Origin of the sequence: Kribbella amoyensis (assembly GCF_007828865.1) — a bacterium.
GTDB classification, from domain to species: Bacteria; Actinomycetota; Actinomycetes; order Propionibacteriales; family Kribbellaceae; genus Kribbella; species Kribbella amoyensis.
Genome location: NZ_VIVK01000001.1, coordinates 3,872,657 through 3,896,639 on the forward strand (window position 1 = coordinate 3,872,657; position 23,983 = coordinate 3,896,639).

Consider the following 23,983-nt stretch of genomic DNA (forward strand, 5'->3'; position numbering starts at 1 on the left):
TGACTATCGTGCCTTGCCGCTGGGACGTTTCGCCGCAGCCGAGCTTGCGGTGTCGACGATGGACTGATCGATCAGTGCTGCCATCGCGGTGCGTGCCGCGCGTGGGCGCTTGTTGCGCACGGCAAGCAGTACCTTGGCGTGCAAGTCGACTGCCTTGGAGTCGAGGCTGCCGTGCGTGTATCGGTCCCGGAGTCGCATGCCGGCCTCGATGACTGTCGCCATGCGGGTCAACAACTCGTTGTGCGCCGCGTCCAGCAGCGCGTTGTGGAATGCGAAGTCGGCCTCGACCTGCGCTGTCGCGTCGGGCCCGATGGAAGCGGACAGGGCGGCCAAAGCATCTTCGAGGTCCGCGAGGTCTCGATCGGTACGCCGGGTCGCGGCCAGTGATGCAGCCATCGGCTCCACCATCAGACGCACTTCGGCGAGTTCGGTGAGGAAGGTGTCGTCGACGGCTGAGTCGAAGCGCCAGCGCAACACATCCGGGTCGAGCAGGTTCCACTGTCGGCGCGGTGTGACGAAGGTGCCGCGTCGGGGCCTGGCATCGACCAGACCTTTGGCCATCAGAACCCGGAGGGCCTCACGCACAGCAGTGCGGCTCGCGCTGAACTGCTTTCCCAGGTCGATCGGGTCGAGATCATGACCTGGTTCTATCTGACCGGTGACGATGGACACGCCGAGGTTGCTGACCACGCGTGCATGGGCTCCGCTCTGGCGACTACCGGTCATGCGCGCATCATGCCACGGCATCCGTCGGGGGCACCGTCATGACGCGTCCTTGGCAATCTCCACGTCGTCGATAGATTTCTCGACCAGGGATCGCATTGCGGCCTCGGCCGCTTTCGGTCGCTGTTTGCGGACTGCCAGCAGGACCTCGGCGTGCTTGTCAGCGGATTCGGTCGTCAGCATGCTGTGGACGAATTGGTCACGCAGCCGCAGTCCGACCTCGATGACCACCGACATCTGCAGCAAGAGTTCGTTGTGGGCCGCCAGCAACATGGCATCGTGGAACGCGAGGTCGGCCGTCACATGATCTTCGGCGGCTCCTCCGGCTGCCCGGCGCATCGCGGTGAGTGCGTCCTCGAGATCTGCCAGGTCTCGATCGGTTCGGCGTATCGCGGCCAGTCGGGCTGCCGTCGGTTCGACCGTGAGGCGCACTTCGCCCAGTTCGTCGAGGAAATGACCGTCGACGCGATCAGCGAATCGCCACCGGAGTACGTCGGCGTCCAGAAGCGACCATTGCTCGCGGGGCGCCACGAAGGTTCCCCGCCGTGGCCGGGCGCCGACCAGCCCCTTCGCGGACAGCACACGCAAGGCCTCTCGAACCGCGGTCCGGCTCACTCCGAACTGGGCTTCGAGCGCGACAGTGTCCAGATTCGCGTCGGGATCGAGTCGGCCAGTGACGATCGACGTCCCGAGGCTGGTCACGAGGCGATCGTGCGCTCGAGCGCGCGGGTGCTCCGTCATGGGCCGAATCATGTCATGTCCAAGGCGCCAGGTCGAAGATTTAGTATGACTTATCCGTCGATTAGTGCGTTTCGTGGGCCGACGATCCGCAAGGTGTCGTGCTATCCATCTGGTTGACAGGTTGAATGGTCAACTTGTTGGTGCCGTTCCTGAGGCACCCGTATGCGCCGCACGCCGGGCCGGTTGCCTGGACTTTTGGTATGACAAGCTCCAGAATAAGTCATACTGTTGGCTTGATCATCTCAACCGCATGCCGGAGAGGACGCTGTGCTCCATGCCAGTCCCCATTCCTGACCACCTGCCCGAGAAGCTCACGATCACGCTCTGGGACTTCTCGTGGTACACCCGGACCGGCCACGGCGAGCCGTTCCACGATCTCGACCGGGCGTTCGCCGAGGCGGTCGACCGCGGGTACAACACCGTGCGCATCTGTGCGATGCCTTTCCTGCTCTTCGGATCCGGCCTCGATACCTCCGCGCTGCGGCTGACGCGGCTCGGCGGCGAGTACGCCCAGCGCACCCGGTGGTACGACGTCGGTGCGGATGCCGTTCTGGACGGACGTGCGCATCTGATCCAGCTGTTCGAGGCGGCGGCGCGGCACGACTGCTTCGTGATCTTGTCGAGTTGGGAGTATCAGCAGAGCCCGGCGTTCCTCGCGGACTCGTCGTGGTACGACGCCTTGGCGGCCGTTCCGCCGGCGGAACGGCCGACCGCACTGGCCGATGCCCTGGCCGAGATGATCCGGTTCCTCGCCGAGCACGGTCTCGATCACCGAGTGGCGTTCACCGAGATCCACAACGAGGTTCAGGCGGGCCACCTCACTGACGACGTGCCGGACGGTGTCGACACTGTCGTTGCCTTGCGCCCTCGATTGGAAGCGGCGATCGACCACTTCCACCGTCAGGTGCCGAACCGTCCTGTGGCAGCGAACTATTCACGGGTGCCGGTGGGCAGCATGCGAGGGCTGCCGCGGAACGCCGATGTGGCCGTCTTCCATCCGTACGTCTACGGGGTGCTCGAGGAGCTGTACGAGACGTTCGCGGTGCGTCGGCCGGACCGAGAGTTCCCCGAGGCGCGGGCGCGGAGCGAGCTGCTGCGCGACGATGCACCCTCGCCGGAGGCGTGGGAACTTCCTGCCGACGCACGCTGGCGACTGAAGGCGACAGTCGTGCCACAGCGTGAGGTCTATGTGCACGACTGGTGCGACGCGCAGAAGTTCGACCGGTGGCTCTACAGCCGCTACGCAGGCTATGCATCCCAGATGCGTGCCGTCATGGAGGCATGGATGCTGTCGGCCTCTGACTGGGCGGCGGAGCATGAGGTGCCGCTCGTCTTCGGCGAGGGCTGGGTCGGCTACACCCCGCTCCTCTCCGAGTTCGAAGGTGGGCCGATCGGGGCGCAGGTGTGCCGCGACGCCGTACAACGCGCCGGCCAGCTCGGAGCCTGGGGCGCGGTGGTCTGCTCCAATGCGGCTCCGCACCACCCGATGTGGGACGACCTCGACCTTCAGGTACAGATCAACACCGACTTCAAGAAGGGATCGTCCCGATGAGCGGAGCGGTGCGCACCCACAGCGTCAAGGTCGGCGCTCCCGAGCCGGCTCTGACGGGTCACCTGCGACTGGGCGGCAGGTCGAAGTCGGGGAGCGAGATCTCGGTCGACAGCCGCAGCCTGTGGCGCGACGGGACGCCCTGGTTTCCGGTGATGGGGGAGTTTCATTACTCCCGATACCCGCGGGCGGAGTGGGAGTCCGAACTGAGGAAGATAAAGGCAGGCGGCATCACGATCGTCGGCGCCTATGTCTTCTGGATCCTGCACGAGGAACGGAAGGGCGTTTACCGGTGGGATGGCGACCGGGACCTGCGCAGGTTCGTCGAGCTGTGCCACCAGGTGGGCCTCGAAGTCGTCGCTCGCATCGGTCCCTGGGGGCATGGCGAGGCGCGCAATGGGGCCTTCCCGGACTGGCTCATGGACCTCGACCTGGAGGCGCGCACGGACGATCCGCGCTACCTCGCCATCGTGCGGCCGTGGTACAGCGAGATCGCCCGGCAACTGGAAGGTCTGTTCTGGCTGGACGGCGGGCCTGTGGTCGCCGTCCAGATCGAGAACGAGCTCTACGATCAGCCGGAGCATCTGCGGACGCTCAAGCGCATGGCGAAGGACGTCGGCTTCGACGTTCCGATCTGGACCGTGACCGGCTGGGGACGCGCGGACATTCCTCGCGACGAGTTCATCCCTCTGTTCGGTGGGTATCCCGAGGCGGCGTGGGACGAGCACGACGCCGGCTGGGCGAAGCAGAGCCGGCTGCACTTCTTCTTCACCCACGTCCGCGACGATTTCACGATCGGATCCGACCTGCGGCAGGAGGGCGGATCCGCGGCCGATTCGATGGCCGACACGGGAGGGGGCGGAGCGATCGGTGGCAACACCGAAGGAGCCACGGGACCAGAGTTGGAACGGTATCCGTTCGCGACGTGCGAGCTGGGCGGCGGGATGTACACCGCCTACCATCGCCGGCCGCGGATCGCCGCCGACGACATCGCAGCGATCTCGCTGGTGAAGCTTGGCTCAGGGTCGACGTGGCAGGGCTACTACATGTACCACGGCGGCACCCAGGTGATCGGTGAGCTGTCGACAACCCAGGAATCACACGCCACCGGCTACCCCAATGACCTGCCGCTGCTCACGTACGACTTCCAGGCACCACTGTCGGAGTACGGGCAAGTGCGGCCCTCGTTCGCCGCACTGAGGCAGCACGCGACTTGGATCGCGGCCGAGGGCTCGAAGCTCGCGCGGATGGTGACGACGCTGCCGGACGACGCTCCTACAGACCCGGAGAACCGCGCGGCCTTGCGGTGGGCAGTCCGTTCGGACGGGGACTCCGGGTACCTGTTCGTCAACAATCATCAGCCGGTCGAACACCTCGCCGAGCAGGCAGGCATCCGGTTCGAGGTAGCCGGTCTCGGTGCGGACGCGATCACCATCCCGACCGCGGGGTGCGACATCCCAAGTGGTGCCTACTTCGCGTGGCCATTGCGTCTCGACATCTCTGGAGCTCGCTTGTCGGCGTCTGCTCAGGTCGTCGCGCGCACTCAGGTCGGTGATCGCGATGCGCTCGTCTTGGCTGCTGTGGACGGGAGTCCGATCGAGCTGCAGGTGGAGGGTGGTTCCGTGCGGGATCTGCCCGAAGGCGCCTCGGTCCGCGAGCGCTCAGGCCTGGTTACTGTCACGCAGTTGACGGCCGGATTGGACTGCAAGGTCACCATCGCGGGTCCTCAAGGGGCCACTGACGTCTACGTCCTCGCCGCACCTGACCGACTTTGTGTCAGCGTGGTCGACAGAGAGGTCTATCGCAGCGCGGATCCGGTCGTTTCGTTCTCCGGCGGACCGCGGGTGGTGACGACCTCGGAGCGGGTGACCGTGCACCAGCTCACCGACGAGGGGTGGCGAGGGATCGAGCTGCAGGGAGCGTCGGCAGATCAAGTCGTGGCGTCGCGGGCGGTGCGCAGTGCCGGCCCACCACGGGACATTCCTCGGGGCGGCTCACTGGGGCGCGCCTCGGCGCCGGTCGACGAGGATTTCGCAGCGGCGGCAGAGTGGCATCTCGATACCTCGGAGCTCGCGGCGTTCGTCGACAACGACGAGCACGACGGCGATGTACTGCTGCGGATCGACTACCTGGGTGATGTAGCGCGGCTGTATGCCGGCGATCGGTTGCTGGCGGATCATTTCTGGTACGGGCCGGCCTGGGAGGTGGGGCTCGACCGCCTCGGCAGAGAGGTGCTTCGCGATGGTCTGCGCCTCTTGGTCCTCCCCCTGGCAGAGGGGCCGCCCATCTATCTGTCGCCCGGGGAGGTTCCGCACTATGAATCAGGTGTCGCGCTGGACCTGCGAGGCGTCACGGCGTTTCGGCGTGTGACGGTTCCGGTCGCGTAGGAGCTATGCATGGCCCGGAAAGATCTCAGTTAAAACAGTAATACTATTATCTTAACTCGTACTATAAAGCGCGAGATTGTTGCAGCACCGATCCGCTGGATCCTTGAGGAGACCGCGTGCCTACCGCCTGCCGCTCTACCGTGCGCCGACCCCACCCTGAGGGCGCGCTGTGAAGATCGTCGATGTCGAGACGTTTCTGGTGCCGCCCCGGTGGCTGTTCTGCCGGATCCAGACAGATGATGGACTCGTCGGCTGGGGCGAACCACTGGTCGAGGGCCAAGCAGAATCCGTCCGCGCCGCGGTGCATGCGCTGGCCGAGGTCCTGATCGGCAGCGATCCGCTGCGCATCGAGGACAACTGGCAGGTGATGTCGCGCGGCGGCTTCTACAGAGGCGGCCCGGTGCTGTCGAGCGCGGTCGCAGGACTCGATCAGGCGTTGTGGGACATCGCCGGCAAGGCGTACGGTCTGCCCGTCCATGCCTTGCTCGGGGGCCATGTGCGCGATCGCGTCCCGGTGTACTCGTGGGTCGGTGGAGACGAGCCGGCGGAGTTGGTGGATGCCATCCAGGAGCAGGTCGAGGCCGGCTTCACCGCGATCAAGATGAACGCCTGCGGCCGGATGCCGGCGGCTGCGACCCCGCGCGACCTCGCCGGAGTGGCGGAGCGTGCAGGAATCGCCCGCGAGGTCCTCGGGCCGGATCGTCACCTGGCCATCGACTTCCACGGGCGCGTCACGGCGCCGACGGCGCATCGCTTGTTGCCACTCCTGGAGGAGTTCCAGCCTCTCTTCGTGGAAGAACCGGTCTTACCGGAGCATGCGCACGCGCTGCCCGATCTGGTGAAGTGCTCGTCGATTCCGATCGCGACCGGTGAACGGCTGTACTCACGGTCGGACTTCCTACCTGCCCTGCAGTCCGGTATCGCGGTTGCTCAGCCCGATCTCTCCCATGCGGGCGGAATCTCGGAGGTACGCCGGATCGCCGCGCTGGCGGAAACCTTCGACGTGGCCCTCGCGCCGCACTGCCCGCTGGGGCCGATCTCGTTGGCGGCGAGTCTGCAAGTGGCGTTCGCGACACCCAACTTCCTGATCCAGGAACAGAGCCTCGGCATCCATTACAACGTCGACAACGACCTCCTCGACTATCTCGTCGACCCGTCCGTGCTGACGTTCGTCGATGGGTACGCCGCCCGCCCCGTTGGGCCGGGGCTCGGCCTCACCGTTGACGAGGCGGCTGTCCGCGAAGCCGACCGGCGAGGACACAAGTGGCGCGCACCTTTGTGGCGTCATATCGACGGCTCCTTCGCGGAATGGTGACCGCGATGGTGCGTAAGCCGCGAGCTGTCGGGGCCACCGGATGCGCTCCTGGGCGCAGGACCTTCTGAAGCTGGAAGGTGGGGGTGGCGTCGTCAAGGCGTCACCCCCACCTGGTGGTTGTCTACGGTCGGGTCTTACGCTGCCCGGCGCTGACGTTGTAGAGGTACGCGTCGAGCCCCGGGAGGGCTCGGCCGGTGAAGTCGAACAGCGTGGTGTTCTCCACGACATTCGGCTGGCCGACCTCCCAGCCCACTCCCTCGGCCGGGATCATGACGGGATCCCAGTACAGGTCCCCGATGACGTTGCCGTCCGGCACCGACTTCAGGCCGGCGAACAGTTCGTACAGGAAGTCGCGCTGACCCTGCGGGGTGTCGGGGTACGGCACCGGGCCACCGTTCTCGAGTTGGCCAGGCTCGCCGTAGGACGTGAGCGGGTTCCAGTTGAAGCCGGTCTCCGTCACCAGGATCTTCTTGCCGAACTCCCGAGAGATCGTGTCGAAGAACGGGAGTACGGTCGGGACGTCCTTCTGGGTCCAGTACGGGTAGTACGACGAGCCGATCACGTCCCAGGGGACGCCGTTGTCGCGCAGCATGCCGAAGAACCAACGGTACTTGTCGTAGTTGCCGGCGTCGTCGAGGTGGATGACGACCTGTGTCCGCGGGTCAGCGGCCTTGGCGCCGGCGTACCCCGCCTTGAGGAAGCGGAAGAGGTTCGTCTCCGTGCCACCCCATGCCCGGCCGTACGGAAACAGCAGCCCGCCCTGCATCTCGTTGCCGAGCGACACGTAATCCACGGGTGTGCCCTGCGCGGAGAACTTCTTCACCACGTCTCGGGTGTAGTTGCCCACCAGCGAGGTGAGTTCGTCGACCGCTTGCGCGTCGGGGAGGTTCTCGACGGAGCGCCAGTCCTTCGGGATGTCCTGAATGGCGCCGTTGCTCCAGTAGTCGCTGTAGTGCAAGGTCAACTGGATCTTCATGCCGTACCGAGCGGCCCGACGGGCAAGGTCCAGGTTGTCGGCCAGGTCCCCGTACCCGTCCGGAAGGTAACTGTTCGGGAAGCCGATCCTCGGGTGATCCGGTCCGGTGTTGTTGTACAGCCGCAACCGGACGATGTTGACTCCCTTCTCCGCCATGATCCGGAGCGGATCTTGACGCTTTCCAGTCTCATCGGCGAAGGTCGCGCCCGCGTCCTCGACGAGATTCAGCTGGCTGATGTCGCCGCCCTGCAAGAACTCGTACGGCCCTCCCGCGCGCGTGAGCGTGACGCTGTCGATCGTGCTCATCCCGCCGGCCGCACTCTTGGCACGAACTCCTAGGTGGAGTGTTCCCTTGTCGACGCGCACTCCGCGGACGACGACGACGGTCCAATCCGCGCGGACCGGGAGGGCGGTGCGAGCCTCACCGCCGTTGCTGCCCTCGGCGAACAGGTACACCGCATCCTGGCCGCTGCTGCGCGCCATCAGAGACACGGTGTAGTAGCCGTCGGCCAGGCCTTTCACTGTCTGGCCAACGGTGACGTCGTGGCGTCCAGTCGAGCCGAGTTGGAGTGCGTGCTCACTGTCGTTGCCAGGTGCAATGACCTTCGCGGCTGCCGGCGTACCGGAGATTCTCCAGCCCGGTATGGCATCAGGCCGTCCCGCCGCGGCTTCGAAGTCTCCGTTGAGCACGGCCGTGCTGGGACGAACCGGCGCCTCGTCGGCCATCGCCGGCGGTGCACCGCCTAGCGTGATCGCCGCTGCCACGGCGACGGCGAACCATCGTCTGCCTGTCATGTCTTCCCTCCTGGGTCCGGAACGGGCCTGGTGGCGACTGCGGGACAGGCGCAGTGGCGGTCAGGTCCTGGAGCGGTCCTGACTGTTGCGCACAGTTGTAATACTCGTCAATGCTTAAGTATGATTTTTCCGCTAGCGAGGACGGCTTGGTGCTCGTCGACGGCGGAACCCGAGACCGCTGAGTGGACGATCCGGGGCCAGCGAGGCCAGGGTCCGAGGCGAAGGCCCCGCTCCGCAGGATCCGTGACGAGGTCAGGGTGTCACGGTCGTGTGTAACCAACCAAGATAAAATCATCCTCGTAGATAATTTTGTATGATTATATTCTTGACAGGTAGGATAGTTAGGTCCGATGCTGCGGGGTGTACCAAGCCTCTGTTCAGTGTGGAAGGACGAAACGATGACGCACACGGACCGCCGCAGCTTCCTGCGGACCACTGGCCTGCTCGGTGGCGCGCTGCTGCTGCCGGGCGGGTTGGCCGCCTGCAGCGGAGGCTCAAGCGAGAGTTCCGCGACAGCTTCTGGGCCGGTCGAGCTGGAGTTCTGGACGCACGACCCGGGCTACGTGAAGACCTTCACGGCTGCGGCCAAGGCCTACCAGGCGGCCGGTGACACCCAGTTCCAGTACACGCTGAAGCCGGTCAATGCCGACGGGGACTCGCTGGTGACGCGTCTCATCTCCAACGCCTCGGCCGGCAAGGGAACAGCGGACATGATCGGCATCATCATCTCCACCTTCAACCGGCTGATGACCGGCGGGATCGCGCCGAACGTGCTGTACGACTGGTCGGGTGACGTTTCGTCACTGGACGGCGATCTGCTGCCGTCCAGGGTCGCGCCGTACACACTCGACGGCAAGGTCTACGCGATCGAGTCGGACAACTGCACCACGGTGTACTACTACCGCGAGGATCTGTTCGACTCGCTGAAGATCGACATCGCGACCCCGACCTGGGAGGAGATGGCCGAGGTCGGCGCCAAGGTGTCGAAGGACACCGGCAAGTCACTCGGCATCGCCTGTACCGGTGACGACACCTCGGCAACGAACCAGTATCTGCAGTTCCTCGCCCAGCGCGGCGGGTCCTTCTTCGACAAGGACGGCAACCTCGCGCTGGACACGCCCGAGGCAGTCGAGGTGCTGAAGTTCATGGTCGACGGCGTCAAGAGCGGGTTCCTGCTCGAGGTTCCCGACCCGTACGGTCCGGCCGCGAACGCGGCATTGAAGAGCGGCAAGTTGATCGCGATCACGATGCCGAACTGGTTCAACGTCTACGGGCTGCAGGCGAACGTGCCCGAGCAGAAAGGCAAATGGCGGCTGGCCGCGATGCCGAAGTTCGCCGGGGGCGGTACTCGGGCCTCCTCGCTCGGCGGCACCGGTTTCGCCGTCATCAAGAACCGTCCGAACACGACCGCCGCGCACGACCTGCTCAAGTACACCTACTTGACCGAGGCCGGGCAGGTCATGAGATTCAAGTCGGCCGGCTACTTGCCGACGCTGAAGTCGGTCTACGACAACGCCGAGCTGCTCGCCCATCAAGACGCGTACCTGGGTGGACAGAAGGTCTTCGAGACGTACCGCGAGTTGGCAGCAGACGTTCCGCCGTACTTCCAGAGCCCTGAGCTCAGCAAGCTCGTCGCGGCGCTCGGAAAGCAGGTCCAGGCGGCGATCAAGGGCAGGACCACGCCCGAAAAGGCGATCGCCGACGCAGTCGCCGGCTTCCAGGGCTGAGGATCCTGTGTCCGGTCGCGCTCGCCAAGTGAGTCTCGAACCAGACCTCCCGGATGTCTCCGCGGACAGGGCGGCGACATCCGGGAGCTCCGCGCCAGCGCCGTCCTCGTCTCCGAAGGCGGGGCGTCGCCAACAGGAACGCGGGCCCAAGGGGTGGGCTCGGCGCCAGAAGGAGCTGGCACCGTACCTGTTCATTTCACCGTTCTACTTGCTGTACGGCCTGTTCCTGATCGTTCCGGTCTTTGTCGCGCTCTACCTGAGCCTGACCGCGTGGGCCGGCTTCGGGTCACCGATCTGGGTCGGGCTGCGTAACTACCAGGATCTGATCGGCGACGCGGTCTTCTTCTCATCGGTGATGAACACAGTGCTGTACGTCCTGATCAGTGTCTTTGTCGTGGTCCCAGCGGCCTTGCTACTGGCCACCGCGCTGAACGCCCGCGGGTTGCGGGGGCGCGATCTCTTCCGGTTGGTCTACTTCACACCGGTCGTACTGTCCCCGATCGTGATCACGCTGGTCTTCAGCCTCTTCTTCGACCGGGAGTTCGGCGTCCTGAACGCGGTTCTGCGGGCCACCTTCGGTTTCGGTGGGGTGGACTGGCTGGGTGATCCTTGGTGGGCGCGGGTGGTTGTCGCCTTCCTGATCGTCTGGCGATGGACCGGCTACCTGACCATCTTCTTCCTGGCCGGACTGCAGAACATCCCGCGCGAGTTGTACGAGGCAGCATCGCTGGATGGCGCCGGACCGGTCCGCCAGTTCTGCAACGTCACGCTGCCGATGCTGAGACCGGTGACCGCGTTCGTGGCCGTTACCGTCATGGTCGGCTCGGCTCAGATCTTTGACGAGCCGTATCTGCTCACCCGCGGTGGTCCAGGCGACGCCACCATTTCGGTTGCCATGTTCATCTATCGGGAGGCCTTCATGCGCCAGCAACTCGGATACGCCGCGGCGGCCGGCGTCCTGATGTTCGTCGGAGTCTTCGCCATCGGGCGACTGGCGAACGCCGTACTCGGGATCGGACGGGACCGATGAGCTCGTTGGCGGTCGGTCGCCGGGAGTACCGAGGTCCCCGGCCAGGCAGGATCTTGCTGTACCTCAGTCTGATCGTCTTGGTGCTCGTCTTCGTGCTGCCCCTCGTCTGGGCGGCCGCCAGCTCGTTCAAGCTTCGCGGCGATATCTTCGCGTATCCGCCGAAGCTGTTCCCGGAGCATCCGACGCTTCACAACTACCAGACGCTGCTGGCCGAGCAACCGTTCTGGGGCTGGTTCGCGATGAGTACCGTCGTGGCGCTCATCTCGACCGCGGTGTCGGTCTTCGTCTGTTCGCTGGCGGGCTTCGGATTCGCGAAGTATCGCTTCAAGGGCAAGAATTTTCTGTTCAACGTGATGTTCTCGTCGCTCGCGATCCCGTTCGCGGTCATCGTCGTACCGCTGTTCATCATGCTGGTGCGGACCGGCCTGAACTCGCCGTACTTCGCGCTGATCGTGCCATGGGTGGCGCCGGCGTTCGGCATCTTCATGATGCGGCAGTTCACCGAGCAGTCCATCCCGGACGAGTTGCTGGAGTCCGGTCGCGTCGACGGATGCGGGGAGTTCATGATCTTCTGGACCATCGTGCTGCCGCTTCTGCGACCGGCGCTCGGGGCCCTGGCGGTCTGGAGTTTCATCAACAGCTACAACGCGTTCCTCTGGCCGCTCATCATCGTGGGCGAACCGTCGCAGTACACCCTGCCGCTCGGCCTTGGCGCCCTCTTCGCCACCGAGAATCGCCAGTACGACCTCGTCCTGGCCGGCTCCGTGCTCGCCGCGATCCCCAGCCTGCTCCTGTTCATCGGGCTCCGTAAACAGCTCATCGACGGCCTCACCGCCGGCGCCGTGAAGAGCTGAGCTCCTCAGCCATCGGGCAATGGGGCAGGGCGTTCCGTCAGGTGCTCGACGGAACGCCCCGATGGATGCGGAGTCGTCCATAGCCGCGCCGACCTGCTCCGAAATCCACGGAATCGCCCAGCTCTCGTCGCCGATCGTTCGCATCCTTCATGGATGGTCAGCAGTTGGCTGCCCGACGGCTGGAGCGGACCGGCACTGCACGCCGGTGTGATGTGACACACAGTCACGCGTTGCCTCGCGCGAGCGGGCGAAAAGTGGACTGTTCTGGTCCGCTCCAGAAACGACAAAGCCCAGGACACTTGCGTGACCTGGGCTGTTGTGCGCCGCCAGGGACTCGAACCCCGAACCCGCTGATTAAGAGTCAGCTGCTCTGCCAATTGAGCTAGCGGCGCATTTTGTTCTGTTGTGGTGCCTTCGAACGATGAGGATCGTAGCAGGGTGTTCGGGGAGATGTGAAATCGGTTCTGGGGGCCGGGGGCGGGCCCTCGGGGCCGGGGGTTTCAGGGGTGCTGTTCGAGGACGGCCTGGGCGGCGTTGTGGCCGGCTATGCCGCTGACCGCGCCGCCTCGGCGGGCTCCGGAGCCGCAGATCATGAGGTTCGCCACATCGGTCGCGACGCCCCAGCGCTCGGGGGCCGAGAGGCCGTCGGAGGGATCGTCGAGCCAGGGCCACTGGAGGTCGCCGTGGAAGATGTGGCCGCCCGGCATCCCGACCGAGGCCTCGATGTCGTACGGCGTCTTCGCCTCCACGCACGGGGCGCCGTCGGCGTCGCGGGCGATGCAGTCCTCGAGGGGTTCGGACAGGTACGCGTCCAGGCCGGCCAGGACGCGGCGGACGGACTCGGCCCGGGCCGCTTCGTTGTCTGAGGCAAACAAACGGGCGGGGAAGTGGACGCCGAAGACGGTGAGGGTGTGGTAGCCCGCGGCAACCAGGGACGGGCTGAGGATGGTCGGGTCGGTCAGCGAGTGGCAGTACACCTCGGAGGGCGGGACCGTGGGCAGCGCGCCGGCCGCGGCCTCGGCGTACGCGGTGTCGAGGCGGCTGTACTCCTCGTCGATGTGGAACGTCCCCGCGAACGCGCGCCGCGGGTCGTCGCCCGACTTGAGCCGGGGGAGTCGCGAGAGCAGCAGGTTCACCTTCAACTGCGAACCCTCCGGCCCTTCGCCAACGGATCGACCGCGTAGTCGGTCGAGCACGGACGGGGCCACGTTCGCGAGGACGTACCGGCAGTCCACCGAGCGCTCGCCGTCACCGCCCATCCACGTCACCGAGCCGCGTTGGCCGTCGGCCTCGACCGAGGACACGGCCGCGTTGGTCACCACCGACGCGCCTGCCGTCCGGGCCGCGGCGAGCAGCGCGTCGGTCACCGCGCCCATGCCGCCGACGGGGACGCGCCACTCGCCCGTACCGTTGCCGATCAGGTGGTACAGGAAGCACCGGTTCTGCAGCAGCGACTCGTCCTGCAACCGGGCGAACGTACCGATCACGCCGTCGGTCGCGACCACGCCGCGGACCGTGTCGTCGGCGAACCGGCGCTCGACGGTCTCCCCGAGCGGCCGCTCGACGAGCTCCTCCCACAATTCCGCGTCCACCCGCCGCCGCAGCGAAGCGGCAGACTGCAGAGGCTCGAGCAAGGTCGGCGCGACCACCCCAGCCAGCTCCCCGACGGCTCCGTAGAACGACTGCCAGGCGTCGTACTCCGCGTCGCTACCGGTCAGCGCCGCGAACGACCGACGCGTCGCGGCTCCCTCCGGCCGCTCGACCAGCAGGCCGAGGTCGCGGCCGTCGCGGTGGACCGGGGTGTACGACGCGACCGAGCGGGACCGCAGGTCGAGGGACAGGCCGAGGTCGGCCACGACCTTGTCCGGGAGCAGGCTGACCAGGTACGAGTACCGCGACAGCCGCGCGTCCACGCCGGGGAACACCTGCTGGCTGACCGCGGCGCCGCCCGTGTGCGGCTGCTGCTCGAGCACCAGCGTCGACAGCCCGGCCCGGGCCAGGTACGTGGCCGCGACGAGACCGTTGTGCCCGCCGCCCACGATGACGGCGTCGTAGTAGTCCCTCATCAGACCGGCCACTCCAGTTCGTGGTACGCGGCGTCCCAGAACATCCACTCGTACCGGGTGGTGGTGGAGAAGTGCCGGAGGCAACGATCCCGCTCGGCCGGTCCGACTTCGGTGCCGAGCCGGTTAGTTACCCCCAGTACCGACTCTACGACCGCGTCGAACTCGGGGGAACCGTACGTCGCGATCCACTGCGCGTAGAGCGGGTCCGGCGACGACCGCTCGAGCAGGGCGCGGCCGACGTCGCGGTAGATCCAGTAGCAGGGCAGTACGGCGGCGACGGCCTCCGCGTACGTACCGGTCGCGCAGACCGCGGTCAGGTACGACATGTACGCCGTGGTCGTCGGGCCCGAGCCGGCCGTGTCGACGTCGGCCGAGGTGAGTCCGAGGGAGCCGAGCAGAGACGCGTGCAGTTCCCGCTCGACGTCGATCGCCTCTGCGGCGTGCCGGCAGAACATGCTGACCGCGTCCTCGTCGGTCGCGCGGGCGGCGACCAGCGCGAGCGCGCGGGAGTACGCGCGCAGGTAGTGGCTGTCCTGGATGACGAAGTACCGGAACTTCGCGTGCGGGAGCGTCCCGTCGGTCAGCCCGGTGATGAACGGATGCCGGACGATCTCCTCGTACACCTTGGCCGCGCCGTGCTCCCACAGGTCGGCGGAAAACGTCATCCTCAGCTCCTCGTGCTCGACTGGGACGACCTTAACGAGCCCGGGCGCGCGATCCACGAGACGAAAGTCACGTCCCGGCCTTACCCTGAACCATGGGGGAGCGTCCTGCCGCCGTCGACCCGGCGACCACCGAGCGTCCAGTCACCGTGGGTCCCACCATGCCGCCGGACACGCCCCTGTTGCGCCGGATCCGGGCCTCCGTGATCGGCGACGACCAGGTGATGCCCGGGCCGTACGGACCGCGCCGGGTCACCTACGCCGACTACACCGCGAGCGGCCGGGCGCTGACGTTCCTCGAGGACTTCCTCCGCGCCGAGGTGCTGCCGCGGTACGCGAACACCCACACCGAGTCGAGCGGGACCGGGCTGCAGACCACCCGGTTGCGCGAAGACGCCCGCCGGATCATCCACGACAGCGTCGGCGGCGACGACGAGACCGCGGTGATCTTCTGCGGCTCCGGGGCGACCGGCGCGATCGACAAGCTGATCGGCGTGCTCGGGCTGCGGATCCCGGCCGAGCTCGACGACCGGTACCACTTCCGCGACCAGATCCCGCCGCAGGACCGCCCGGTCGTCTTCATCGGGCCGTACGAGCACCACTCGAACGAACTGCCCTGGCGCGAGTCCATCGCCGACGTGGTGCTGATCGGGCAGGACTCCGACGGGCACATCGACATCCCGATGCTCGAGGCGAAGCTGACCGAGTACGCCGCCCGGCCGCTGAAGATCGGCTCCTTCTCGGCCGCCAGCAACGTCACCGGGATCGTCAGCAACACCCACCGTGTCTCGGCGCTGCTGCACCGGTACGGCGCGTTGTCGTTCTGGGACTTCGCCGCGGCCGCGCCGTACGTGGAGATCGACATGTACGGCGGTCGCGACCGGGACCCGCTGGCGTACAAGGACGCGATCTTCCTCAGTCCGCACAAGTTCATCGGTGGTCCCGGGACGCCCGGGGTCCTGGTGGCCCGGCGGGAGTTGTTGCGCAACCGCGTCCCCGACGTACCGGGTGGCGGCACGGTGGCGTACGTGAATCCGATCGAGCACCGGTACCTCGACGACCCCGTCCATCGCGAGGAAGGCGGCACGCCCGCGATCATCGGGTCGATCCGGGCCGGCCTGGTGTTCCAGCTGAAGCAGGCGGTCGGGATTGACGTGATCCGGGCGCACGAGGACGCGTACCTGCGCCGCGCCGTGGCCGCGTGGAAGCAGGAGCCGAACCTGGAGATCCTCGGCAACCTGGACTCCGAGCGGCTGTCGATCGTGTCGTTCGTGGTGAAGGCACCGTCCGGGCGCTACCTGCACCACAACTTCGTCGTCGCGGTGCTGAACGACCTGTTCGGGATCCAGTCCCGCGGCGGCTGCTCGTGCGCGGGTCCGTACGGGCACACCCTGCTCGGCATCGACCTGGAACGGTCGCACGAGTTCGCCGAGGAGATCGAGCACGGGTGTGAGGGGATCAAGCCGGGCTGGGTCCGGGTGAACTTCAACTACTTCATCTCCGAGGCCGTGTTCGCCTACGTCGTCGAGGCGGTCCAGCTGGTCGCGCGGCACGGCTGGCGGCTGCTCGGCGACTACCGGTTCGACCCGTCCAACGGCCTGTGGCGGCACCACCGTGGTCCGGTCGAACCGCCGCTGCGGCTGTCCCAGGTCGGGTACGACGCCGACGGCAGCCTCCGGTACCCGCGGCACGGGGCGACCGCGCCGGAGTCGGCGTTGCGGGAGTACCTGGCCGAGGCCCGCGACCTGCTGGCCGCGTGCCGGTACGCGGGGACCGAGGCCGAGGGCCACGTCAACAGCGAGTTCGACCACCTGCGCTGGTTCGACCTGCCGAGCAGCTGCCTGGCCCCGGTCGTCCGCTGAGTCTGCTGGCTTCTACGTCTGGGGCATCGCCGCCTCGCCGGTCCTGATCTCGGGCAGCTGCTCGCGGACCATGTACGCGCTGGCGCAGGTGATCCAGACGGCGGCCACCAGCAGCGGCACCGTGGTCATCAGGGTGCCACCGGCCGCGAACGTCCCGTCGGTCTCGAACACCCCGAACGCACCGGCGAACGACACCACGGCCGCACCCAGCGCGAGGTACCCGAGCCAGTTCGGCATCAGGCGGGTCCGCAGTACCCCGAGCCCGGCGGCCGCGAGCGGCAGGACCGCGGCGAATCCGATCAGCGTGGTGATGACGGCCGACCACTGGTACATCATCACCGTCATCGCGGGCTGCCGGTTCTCGACGCCGTACGCCACGGCCGCGCTCGCCGCCGCGTTCACGAAGATGGCGGCGCCGACCAGGACCGACCCGGCCAGCACGGCCATGTGCAGGTCGCTGCGCTCGTCCCGTTCCCGCAGCGCCTCGGCGAAGGCGGCCGCGAACCAGATGATCAACCCGGCCGCGGCGCTCCACAGCAGCGCCCCGGTGAGGATCGAGGCGCGGCCGTCGACCAGGTAGTTCCTGATCGCGTCCGCCGGCTCGTCGACGCCCGGCGCGGTGCCGGGCAGGAACTTCCCGAGCAGGGCCAGGACGACGAACGCCAACCCGGCGATACCGCCCCACCGCAACTCATGTCGCTCGATCATGGGGAACACCTCCAGCCAACGCGTCACAACCCGAGTGACGCCCTTACTGCCGATGTTCCGCCGTTCCCGGCCGCCGTCAAGAGCCGATTTCGGGGTGCTCCTGAGGGGGTCTGGCAGTACCGGGAAGGGTGGGTACTCCCGGCCGCCCGGGGTGGCTGGTTGGCTGGTGCCGTCGCATCGTCCCGGATCGGAAGGACCCCGAAACATGAGCACGTGGTTGATCACCGGCTGTTCCACCGGCCTGGGTCGCGCCCTCGCCGAAGCGGTCCTCGCGGCCGGCCACCAGGCGGTCGTCACGGCCCGCGACGCCGGTACGCTCGCCAGCCTGGCCGCAGAGTACCCGGAGACAGCCCTGGCGTTGCCGCTCGACGTGACCGACCGCGGCCAGATCGCGGCCACGGTGTCGCAGGCGGAGTCGCGGTTCGGCGGGGTGGACGTGCTGGTGAACAACGCCGGCTACGGGTACCGCGCGGCCGTCGAGGAGGCGGACGAGGCCGACGTCGAGCAGTTGTTCGCGACGAACTTCTTCGGTGCCGTGGCCGTGATCAAGGCGGTCCTGCCGGGGATGCGCGCACGGCGTACCGGGGCGATCGTGAACGTGTCCTCGATAGGGGCCCGGATCTGCCCGCCTGGCTCGGGGTACTACGCCGCCTCGAAGGCTGCCCTGGAAGGGATGTCGGGCTCCCTGCGCAAGGAGGTCGAGCCGCTCGGCCTCACGGTCACCGTGGTGGAACCGGGTGGCTTCCGTACCGACTTCGCCGGGCGCTCGCTGACCCAGTCGGCCGAGGCGCTGGCCGACTACGCGGCCACGGCCGGCCCACGGCGCAAGGAGAACGACACCGTCCACGGCACGCAACCAGGGGACCCGGCCAAGGCCGCAGCGGCGATCATCACAGCTGTCGAATCAGGTGAGCTGCCTGCGTTCTTGTTGCTCGGGTCCGATGCCCTTGGGGCGGTAACCGGCGTACTGGAGGCGGAGCGCGCGGAGATCGACCGATGGAGCAAGCTCACCTTGAGCACGGACTACTGACCGGAATCGGACAATTCGCGGAATCCTTTGCTGGGAAGGGGTTTTCGGGCAGGAACTGTCGGTGGGCTTGGTTAGCTTGGTCGGCATGAAGGGGATCTGCGGGCGGCCGGGCTGGTCGATGAGTGGCGGCGAGTTGCTGTCCACGCTCGACGCCGTGCAAGCCGAGATCGCCCGGCTGCAGACGTACCGGCTGGAGCTTCTGGCCGAGCTGGATTCCCGCGGTCACGCAGCCGAGGTCGGTGCGCGCGACACTGCCACCTTGATCGCGACGCGGCATCGGCTGGATCCTCGGGAGGTCCGGCGGGATCTCCGGTTCGCGCTGGCGTTGCCCAAGTACGACGCGGTTCGGGCCGCGTTGCCTTCTGCTGACGCTGACCTTGGTCCTGGGGAGCTCCATCCTGCGCAGGGGGAGGCGATCGTGGCGGCGTTGGAGAAGGTGCCGACGGCCGCGAAGGTTCCGGTGGAAACCCTGCGCGTCGCCGAATCCGAGCTGGTGAAGGCCGCCGCCGTCCTGAACCCGGCCGACCTCCGCCGCCTCGGCCGCAAGGTCCGCGACACCCTCGACCCGGACGGCCGCGAGCCGGACGAGGACCGCGCCCACGACGCCGAGGACCTCTGGCTCAAACCAGGGGCCCTCGGCATCGAATTCGGCGGCTACCTGGCCGGCGACAACGGCGAGCTCCTGCAAACGCTGATCTTCGCCGGCGCCAAACCCCACCAGACCCCGGAGGGCCGCCGCGATCCCCGCTCCCGCGGTAAGCGCCAGGCCGACGCCCTGACCGCAATCCTCACGACGGCCGCCGCGACCGGTACAGCCGTCCCCTCCCACGGCGGCATCCGCCCGCATGTGACCGTGACGATCAGCCTGGACGACCTGATCAGCGGCACCGGTACAGGCGACCTTGCCCACGGCAACACCCTCTCGGCAGCAGCAGTCCGTCGCCTGGCCTGCGACGCCGGCATCATCCCGCTCGTCCTCGGCGCGAACTCCGAACCCCTCGACCTCGGTACCCAGCACCGCTTCGTCACCCCGGCCCTCCGCCAAGCCCTCAACGCCCGCGACCGCGGCTGCGTGATCTGCGGCGCCCCACCAGCCATGTGCGAGGCTCATCACCTGATCCACTGGGCCAACGGCGGCAAGACAGCCCTCACCAACCTCGCCCTGCTCTGCAAGCAGGACCACCACCAAGTCCACCGCGGCAACTACATCCTGGAAATGCACCAAGGCCGCCCCCGAGCAACCACCGGCCCCTGGACAACCCCCACAACCCCAGCACCAAACCGCCCACCCACCCCACAACCGACCGCCAACCGACAACCCGCGGCCGGTGAGACGAGCACGGCCACCCCACGCCCCACCGCCAACGCGAGCCCCACCGGCGGTACCAACCGCACGGCCGCCTCGCGCCCCACCGCGAACGCACGCCCCACCGGCGGTCGCAGGGACACGGCCAACCCGCGCCCCGCCGCGAACCGCCGGCCTGCCGCCACAACCGCCGCCACCACTGCGACGGCAACCAGCCACCCAGCCCACCGGAACCGCCCGCCCACCCGCACCAAACCCCCAAGACCACCCCCACCCACAACACCCTGACCACCCAACGCGACCCTCGGCACCGCCCGCCCCGAGCCGGCCGCACGCTCCACCCTGCCCACCGCGCCCGAGCAATCCCCACGCCGGGAAGCAACCACCCGGCAGGAGGCACCCAGCACCGGCACCTCCAACAAGCCGCTCAGACCCCGACCAAGGAGTTCGCCGGATCCAACCCGACCAGTCCGGCGTGTTCCCGGCCCCGGCGAGCGCGTGCGAGCCACTTGCCGCAGCCCGTCGAACCCACCACAGCCTGAACAGACCAGACTCCAACTCACCCGGACCTGAACTGGCCAGGATCCGTCCTGGCCGGAGCTGTTGGTTGCCCAGCGCACTGAACTCGGCCGCAGAGGGCGATCCCACCTGAGCGGCCTGCTGAGCTGACGTGCGCTGGCCGGACCGGGCTGGTCCAGGCGCGCGACACGACCGGGCTGGTTCCCGTGCGCTACACGGACCGGGACGGTTTACGTGCGCTGCACGGACCGGGACGTTCACGTGCGCTAGGCGGACCGGGACGGGCCGGCGGCGGCTTGGGACCAGTCGAGTTCGTCGAGACCGGTGTCGAGGCGGGCGGCGTCGATGAATCGCCGACGCGAGAGCCAGTAGGTATCGCGCCACGCCCGGAACCGTTGTCCCTCGAGATCCTGCCCCCGCATCAAACCGTCACCTCGGAGGTGATCCCACAACGCGGCAGCCCGCGACGCCGGCAGCTCACTGGCCAGCAACCGAAGACTCTCCAGCCGAGCCTGCGCCTCCCGCGCTGACAAGAGCCGAACTTCGGCGACGGTTTCCTGCCGCGTCCTGCCATCCTCCCGATGCACCCGGCGCAGCTCGACGACCTGGGTGTAGAGGTCGTGAACAGCAGTAAGAAAGTCGACGTACGCATGCCGCCGAGCAGTAGCCAGCCGTTCCTCCGACTCGCGCCGGTAGGAGCTCCGTTGAGTCAGATAGGTACCGGCAACACCCACGATGGCGCCCAGCAAGGTCCCCAGGACGGCAATCAAAGACTCCACACCGACACCCAACCACCTCTTCGGCTCTCGCGCGTTGCCCCAGGCATCGCCTTGGCGTCACGAGGTCGGCCGCGGCGCGTTCGCGAGGTCGGCGACGCGCGGGTGTCGCGCCCACGGTCCCGACCACCATCGCGACCGGGCGGCCTTGTTAAATCTGCCGCCGTGCCGCCGTGCCGCCGTGCCGCCGTGCCGCCGTGCCTCCCGCCGAGCCGAGCCGTCGTGCCGCCGGGTCGTGCCGTCGTGCCGTCGGGCGGACAAGCCGTCGTGCCGGCGCTGACCGGCGGGGATCAGCTCGCCGAGCTCGCAGCCGATGGTTTGCTGGAATCGCAAGTATTCGTGCGGTTGCGGGGGATTGCGGTGAGACTGAGCCGCAGGTAGAGCAAGCGCAGAGGCTGGACGAGTGAGCGCCGCGCACCAGCCGGGTGAGTGGGCGAGCGCAGCGTGAGCGTGGAGCGAGGAGAGTTGGATGCCGGGTAGGACTCGTCGTCGGCGGGATACGCCGCCGCCGCGGACTGGGCAGACTGAGGTCGAGACGTTGCGTGGGTTTCTCGACTACCTGCGGACGTCTGTTGCCGGGAAGGTCGAGGGTGCGCCTGAGGTGGAGGCGCGGGCCGCGGCTGTGCAGTCGGGGACGAATCTGCTCGGCCTGCTCAATCACCTGACGGCCGTCGAGAGCTGGCTCTTCCTCGGCGACGATGTGAAGGACTGGCCCTCGACGTTCCACGCCGTACCGGAGGACAGCGTGGACGATGTCGTCGCTCGCTATCGGAAGACGGTTGATCAGGTGAACGAACTACTCGACACCTGTACCGATCTCGCCGCACCGGTTCCGCATTCCCAGCCAGGGCGGAAAGCACCGAGCCTCCGGTGGGCACTCACCCACATGATCGAGGAAACCGGCCGGCACGCAGGCCACGCCGACATCCTGCGTGAACTGATCGACGGCTCCACCGGCCGCTGACCGCCCACCCATCCAACCGAAACCGACGACCAGCACCATCCGCGTGCAGCACGCTGCGAACCACCCTCTCCGGGTGTCGCATGGCGACGATCAGCACGGTCACACGACTGACCGACTGACCGACTGACCGACTGAGCAGCTAGCCAGCCTCAGGCCGCCCGGAACGCCCCTCCGCGGCCCCGACATACGGCTAGACACGCAAGTGCATCCAGGTAGTCCGCCGGGCGGGCACCTACGCACGCAGGTAGTACGTCGGGCACGCACGTGTGCAGGTAGGTGGTACGCCGGGCGGGCACGTACGCACGCGGGTAGTACGTCGGGCACGGGCGTGTGTAGGCAGGTGGTACGCCGGGCGGGCACGTACGCACGCGGGTAGTACGTCGGGCACGGGCGTGTGCAGGCAGGTGGTACGCCGAGGCAGGAGTTGAGGCACGCAGGAGGTGCGTCGGGTACCCGGCCACTCAGCGAGGTGAGGCCCGCCGGGGGCGCAGGCTCCGCTTGCGTGCCAGAGGGGTGTGGCTGAAGGGCTAGCCCACGGGTGTGGATGGAGGGCGCGGATCGATTGGTGAGTGCGGCTCCGACAACTGAGCGGGCCGGGTGATGTCGAGGCTTGGGTTGACGGGCCACGTTGGGCGAGCGCTGCTCAACAAGACAACCTGGTGCAGGTGCGGCAGCGCGCGGGCTCGGGTGGTCGAGCGTGCCTTCAGAGCGAGGTCACGAGGTCGCATGGAGACGTGCTGCCGGGCGGGAGGTACGGCTCGGGTCGGATGGTCAGGCGGGTCGGCCGTGGGGGTGGGGATCGGCTGAATGCTTGCTCGGGCGGCCGGGTGTGCAGCCGAAAGCCGAGGATCAGCCGCAGGGCGCACCTCGGGCTGCGGTCTGGAGGTTTGTTAGGGGGTGGGGGCTCGGCCGGTGCTGCCTCGGACCAGGAGGCGGGGGCGGAAGGTGGCTTGGTTCTGGGTGGGGTTGTTGTGGAGTTGGTTGGAGAGTTGGGTCCAGGCTTGGTGGCCGAGGACGTTCTTGGGGACGGCGGCGGTGGTGAGGGGTGGGGTTGTGTAGCGGGCGAAGGGGATGTCGTCGAAGCCGGTGATGGACAGGCGGCCCGGGATGGGGATGCCTAGTTCGTGGAGGCCGCTGAGGGCTCCGAAGGCGACCATGTCGTTGTAGGCGACGACGGCCGTGGCGCCGGTTTCGACGACGGCGCCCGCCATCGCGTGGCCGTTCTCGAAGGTTGCGCCGCAGGCGAGTTGGACGAGCTCGAACTCCCTGCCTTCCGCGGACAGGCGGAGGAGTGCGTCGACGCGGTCCTGATTCGAGATGCTGGCTGAGGGACCGGACAGGTACGCGATCCGCCGATGGCCGAGTGACAGCAGGTGGGCGACCAGGTCGCCGATGCCGGCGCCGTGGTCGACCGAAAGCGACGGTACGCCGGTGCCGGGGAGTTTGCGGTTGATCAGTACCAGCGGGCTCAGCAACGGCGCGAGCCGTTCGAGGTCTTCGGTCGGGAGCCGGGGTGAGGCGAGCACGATGCCGTCGCAGCGGCGCCGGGCTTCGACCGCGAGGACCTCCTCGTTCGCCACGTTCTCGTTCGACTCGGCGACGATCAGGCGGTGGCCGTCCTCGCCGGCGGCCTGGCTGAGGCCGCGGAGTACGTCCTGGAACATCGGGTTGGCCAGATCCGGCACGATCAGCGCGATCGTCGCGGTCCGGCCGAGCGCGAGACTGCGGGCGACCGGGCTCGGCGCGTAGTCGAGGGCGCGGGCGGCCTCGAGGACCCGCGCGGCCAGTTCCGGCGCGACCGTGGAGCGGCCGTTCATCACCCGGGACACGGTCGCCCGGGAGACGCCGGCGGCCTCCGCGACCCGCCGGATGGTGGCCGTCGGCCGACCGTTCTCGCTCATCGCCACTCCCCACCCTTCGACCCCACAACACAGCAACCCCACAACGCAGCGCGACCCCGCGACGCACCGCCGACCCGGCGATGCACCGCGAT

18 protein-coding genes and 1 tRNA gene are annotated in these 23,983 nt (G+C 67.7%); 10 read left to right on the forward strand and 9 right to left on the reverse strand.

From position 1 onward, the window contains the following. Positions 1-3: 3 nt before the first annotated feature. Positions 4-726: a FadR/GntR family transcriptional regulator gene (locus FB561_RS18350; protein ID WP_145808272.1), complete on the reverse strand. Its 723-nt coding sequence runs from the start codon at positions 724-726 to the stop codon at positions 4-6. A gap of 36 nt (positions 727-762) precedes the next feature. Beyond that, positions 763-1,464, reverse strand: a complete 702-nt coding sequence (locus FB561_RS18355) for a FadR/GntR family transcriptional regulator (RefSeq protein WP_145808274.1) — start codon at positions 1,462-1,464, stop codon at positions 763-765. A 274-nt stretch (positions 1,465-1,738) separates the two neighbouring features. Between FB561_RS18355 and FB561_RS18360 the strand changes: the two genes are divergently transcribed. The 3 genes from FB561_RS18360 (at position 1,739) to dgoD (ending at position 6,715) form a co-directional block, all read left to right on the forward strand. Beyond that, positions 1,739-3,016: a cellulase-like family protein gene (locus tag FB561_RS18360; RefSeq protein WP_145808276.1), complete on the forward strand. Its 1,278-nt coding sequence runs from the start codon at positions 1,739-1,741 to the stop codon at positions 3,014-3,016. Beyond that, positions 3,013-5,400 (forward strand): beta-galactosidase, encoded by a 2,388-nt coding sequence (locus tag FB561_RS18365; RefSeq protein WP_202880652.1) that lies wholly within the window; start codon positions 3,013-3,015, stop codon positions 5,398-5,400. Before FB561_RS18360 ends, FB561_RS18365 begins: the two co-directional genes overlap by 4 nt. A gap of 169 nt (positions 5,401-5,569) precedes the next feature. Continuing rightward, positions 5,570-6,715 (forward strand): galactonate dehydratase, encoded by a 1,146-nt coding sequence (gene dgoD / locus FB561_RS18370; protein WP_145808278.1) that lies wholly within the window; start codon positions 5,570-5,572, stop codon positions 6,713-6,715. A gap of 121 nt (positions 6,716-6,836) precedes the next feature. Here dgoD and FB561_RS18375 read toward each other — a convergent pair whose 3' ends face one another. Next, positions 6,837-8,486: a glycosyl hydrolase 53 family protein gene (locus FB561_RS18375; RefSeq protein ID WP_145808280.1), complete on the reverse strand. Its 1,650-nt coding sequence runs from the start codon at positions 8,484-8,486 to the stop codon at positions 6,837-6,839. Positions 8,487-8,884: 398 nt separating this feature from the next. On the opposite strand from FB561_RS18375, the gene FB561_RS18380 reads away from it, so the two are divergent. The 3 genes from FB561_RS18380 to FB561_RS18390 all read left to right on the forward strand — a co-directional run bounded on the left by FB561_RS18380 (position 8,885) and on the right by FB561_RS18390 (position 12,097). Next, positions 8,885-10,213: an extracellular solute-binding protein gene (locus FB561_RS18380; RefSeq protein WP_145808282.1), complete on the forward strand. Its 1,329-nt coding sequence runs from the start codon at positions 8,885-8,887 to the stop codon at positions 10,211-10,213. A gap of 208 nt (positions 10,214-10,421) precedes the next feature. Further along, positions 10,422-11,243 (forward strand): carbohydrate ABC transporter permease, encoded by an 822-nt coding sequence (locus FB561_RS18385; RefSeq protein WP_202880653.1) that lies wholly within the window; start codon positions 10,422-10,424, stop codon positions 11,241-11,243. 53 nt (positions 11,244-11,296) lie between these two features. Then, on the forward strand, positions 11,297-12,097 hold the full coding sequence (locus FB561_RS18390) for a carbohydrate ABC transporter permease (protein ID WP_202880654.1): 801 nt from the start codon (positions 11,297-11,299) through the stop codon (positions 12,095-12,097). Positions 12,098-12,416: 319 nt separating this feature from the next. Here the strand turns inward: FB561_RS18390 and FB561_RS18395 are convergent. The 3 genes from FB561_RS18395 to tenA form a co-directional block, all read right to left on the reverse strand. Beyond that, positions 12,417-12,489: transfer RNA gene (locus FB561_RS18395), tRNA-Lys, on the reverse strand. Positions 12,490-12,597: 108 nt separating this feature from the next. Next, positions 12,598-14,163, reverse strand: coding sequence for a phytoene desaturase family protein (locus FB561_RS18400; RefSeq protein WP_145808286.1), 1,566 nt, complete (start codon positions 14,161-14,163; stop codon positions 12,598-12,600). Further along, on the reverse strand, positions 14,163-14,828 hold the full coding sequence (gene tenA / locus FB561_RS18405) for a thiaminase II (RefSeq protein ID WP_145808288.1): 666 nt from the start codon (positions 14,826-14,828) through the stop codon (positions 14,163-14,165). The genes FB561_RS18400 and tenA overlap by 1 nt, the downstream gene beginning before the upstream one ends. Before the next feature lie 92 nt (positions 14,829-14,920). Between tenA and FB561_RS18410 the strand changes: the two genes are divergently transcribed. Then, a complete protein-coding gene (locus tag FB561_RS18410) occupies positions 14,921-16,687 on the forward strand; it encodes an aminotransferase class V-fold PLP-dependent enzyme (RefSeq protein ID WP_202880655.1) in 1,767 nt (588 codons plus the stop codon). A 12-nt stretch (positions 16,688-16,699) separates the two neighbouring features. Here FB561_RS18410 and FB561_RS18415 read toward each other — a convergent pair whose 3' ends face one another. Further along, complete coding sequence (locus FB561_RS18415) at positions 16,700-17,395, reverse strand: DUF4386 family protein (RefSeq protein WP_145808290.1); 696 nt, start codon at positions 17,393-17,395, stop codon at positions 16,700-16,702. Between the two features lie 205 nt (positions 17,396-17,600). Here FB561_RS18415 and FB561_RS18420 point away from each other — a divergent pair, with 205 nt between their 5' ends. Further along, positions 17,601-18,425: an oxidoreductase gene (locus FB561_RS18420; protein ID WP_145808292.1), complete on the forward strand. Its 825-nt coding sequence runs from the start codon at positions 17,601-17,603 to the stop codon at positions 18,423-18,425. Positions 18,426-18,510: 85 nt separating this feature from the next. After that, a complete protein-coding gene (locus FB561_RS18425) occupies positions 18,511-20,019 on the forward strand; it encodes an HNH endonuclease signature motif containing protein (RefSeq protein ID WP_145808293.1) in 1,509 nt (502 codons plus the stop codon). A gap of 497 nt (positions 20,020-20,516) precedes the next feature. On the opposite strand, the gene FB561_RS18430 is transcribed toward FB561_RS18425, so the two are convergent. Beyond that, positions 20,517-21,041, reverse strand: coding sequence for a hypothetical protein (locus FB561_RS18430; protein WP_170284701.1), 525 nt, complete (start codon positions 21,039-21,041; stop codon positions 20,517-20,519). Between the two features lie 454 nt (positions 21,042-21,495). On the opposite strand from FB561_RS18430, the gene FB561_RS18435 reads away from it, so the two are divergent. After that, complete coding sequence (locus tag FB561_RS18435; RefSeq protein ID WP_145808297.1) at positions 21,496-21,990, forward strand: DinB family protein; 495 nt, start codon at positions 21,496-21,498, stop codon at positions 21,988-21,990. A gap of 890 nt (positions 21,991-22,880) precedes the next feature. Here FB561_RS18435 and FB561_RS18440 read toward each other — a convergent pair. After that, positions 22,881-23,891, reverse strand: coding sequence for a LacI family DNA-binding transcriptional regulator (locus FB561_RS18440; RefSeq protein ID WP_145808299.1), 1,011 nt, complete (start codon positions 23,889-23,891; stop codon positions 22,881-22,883). Between the last annotated feature and the right edge of the window lie 92 nt (positions 23,892-23,983).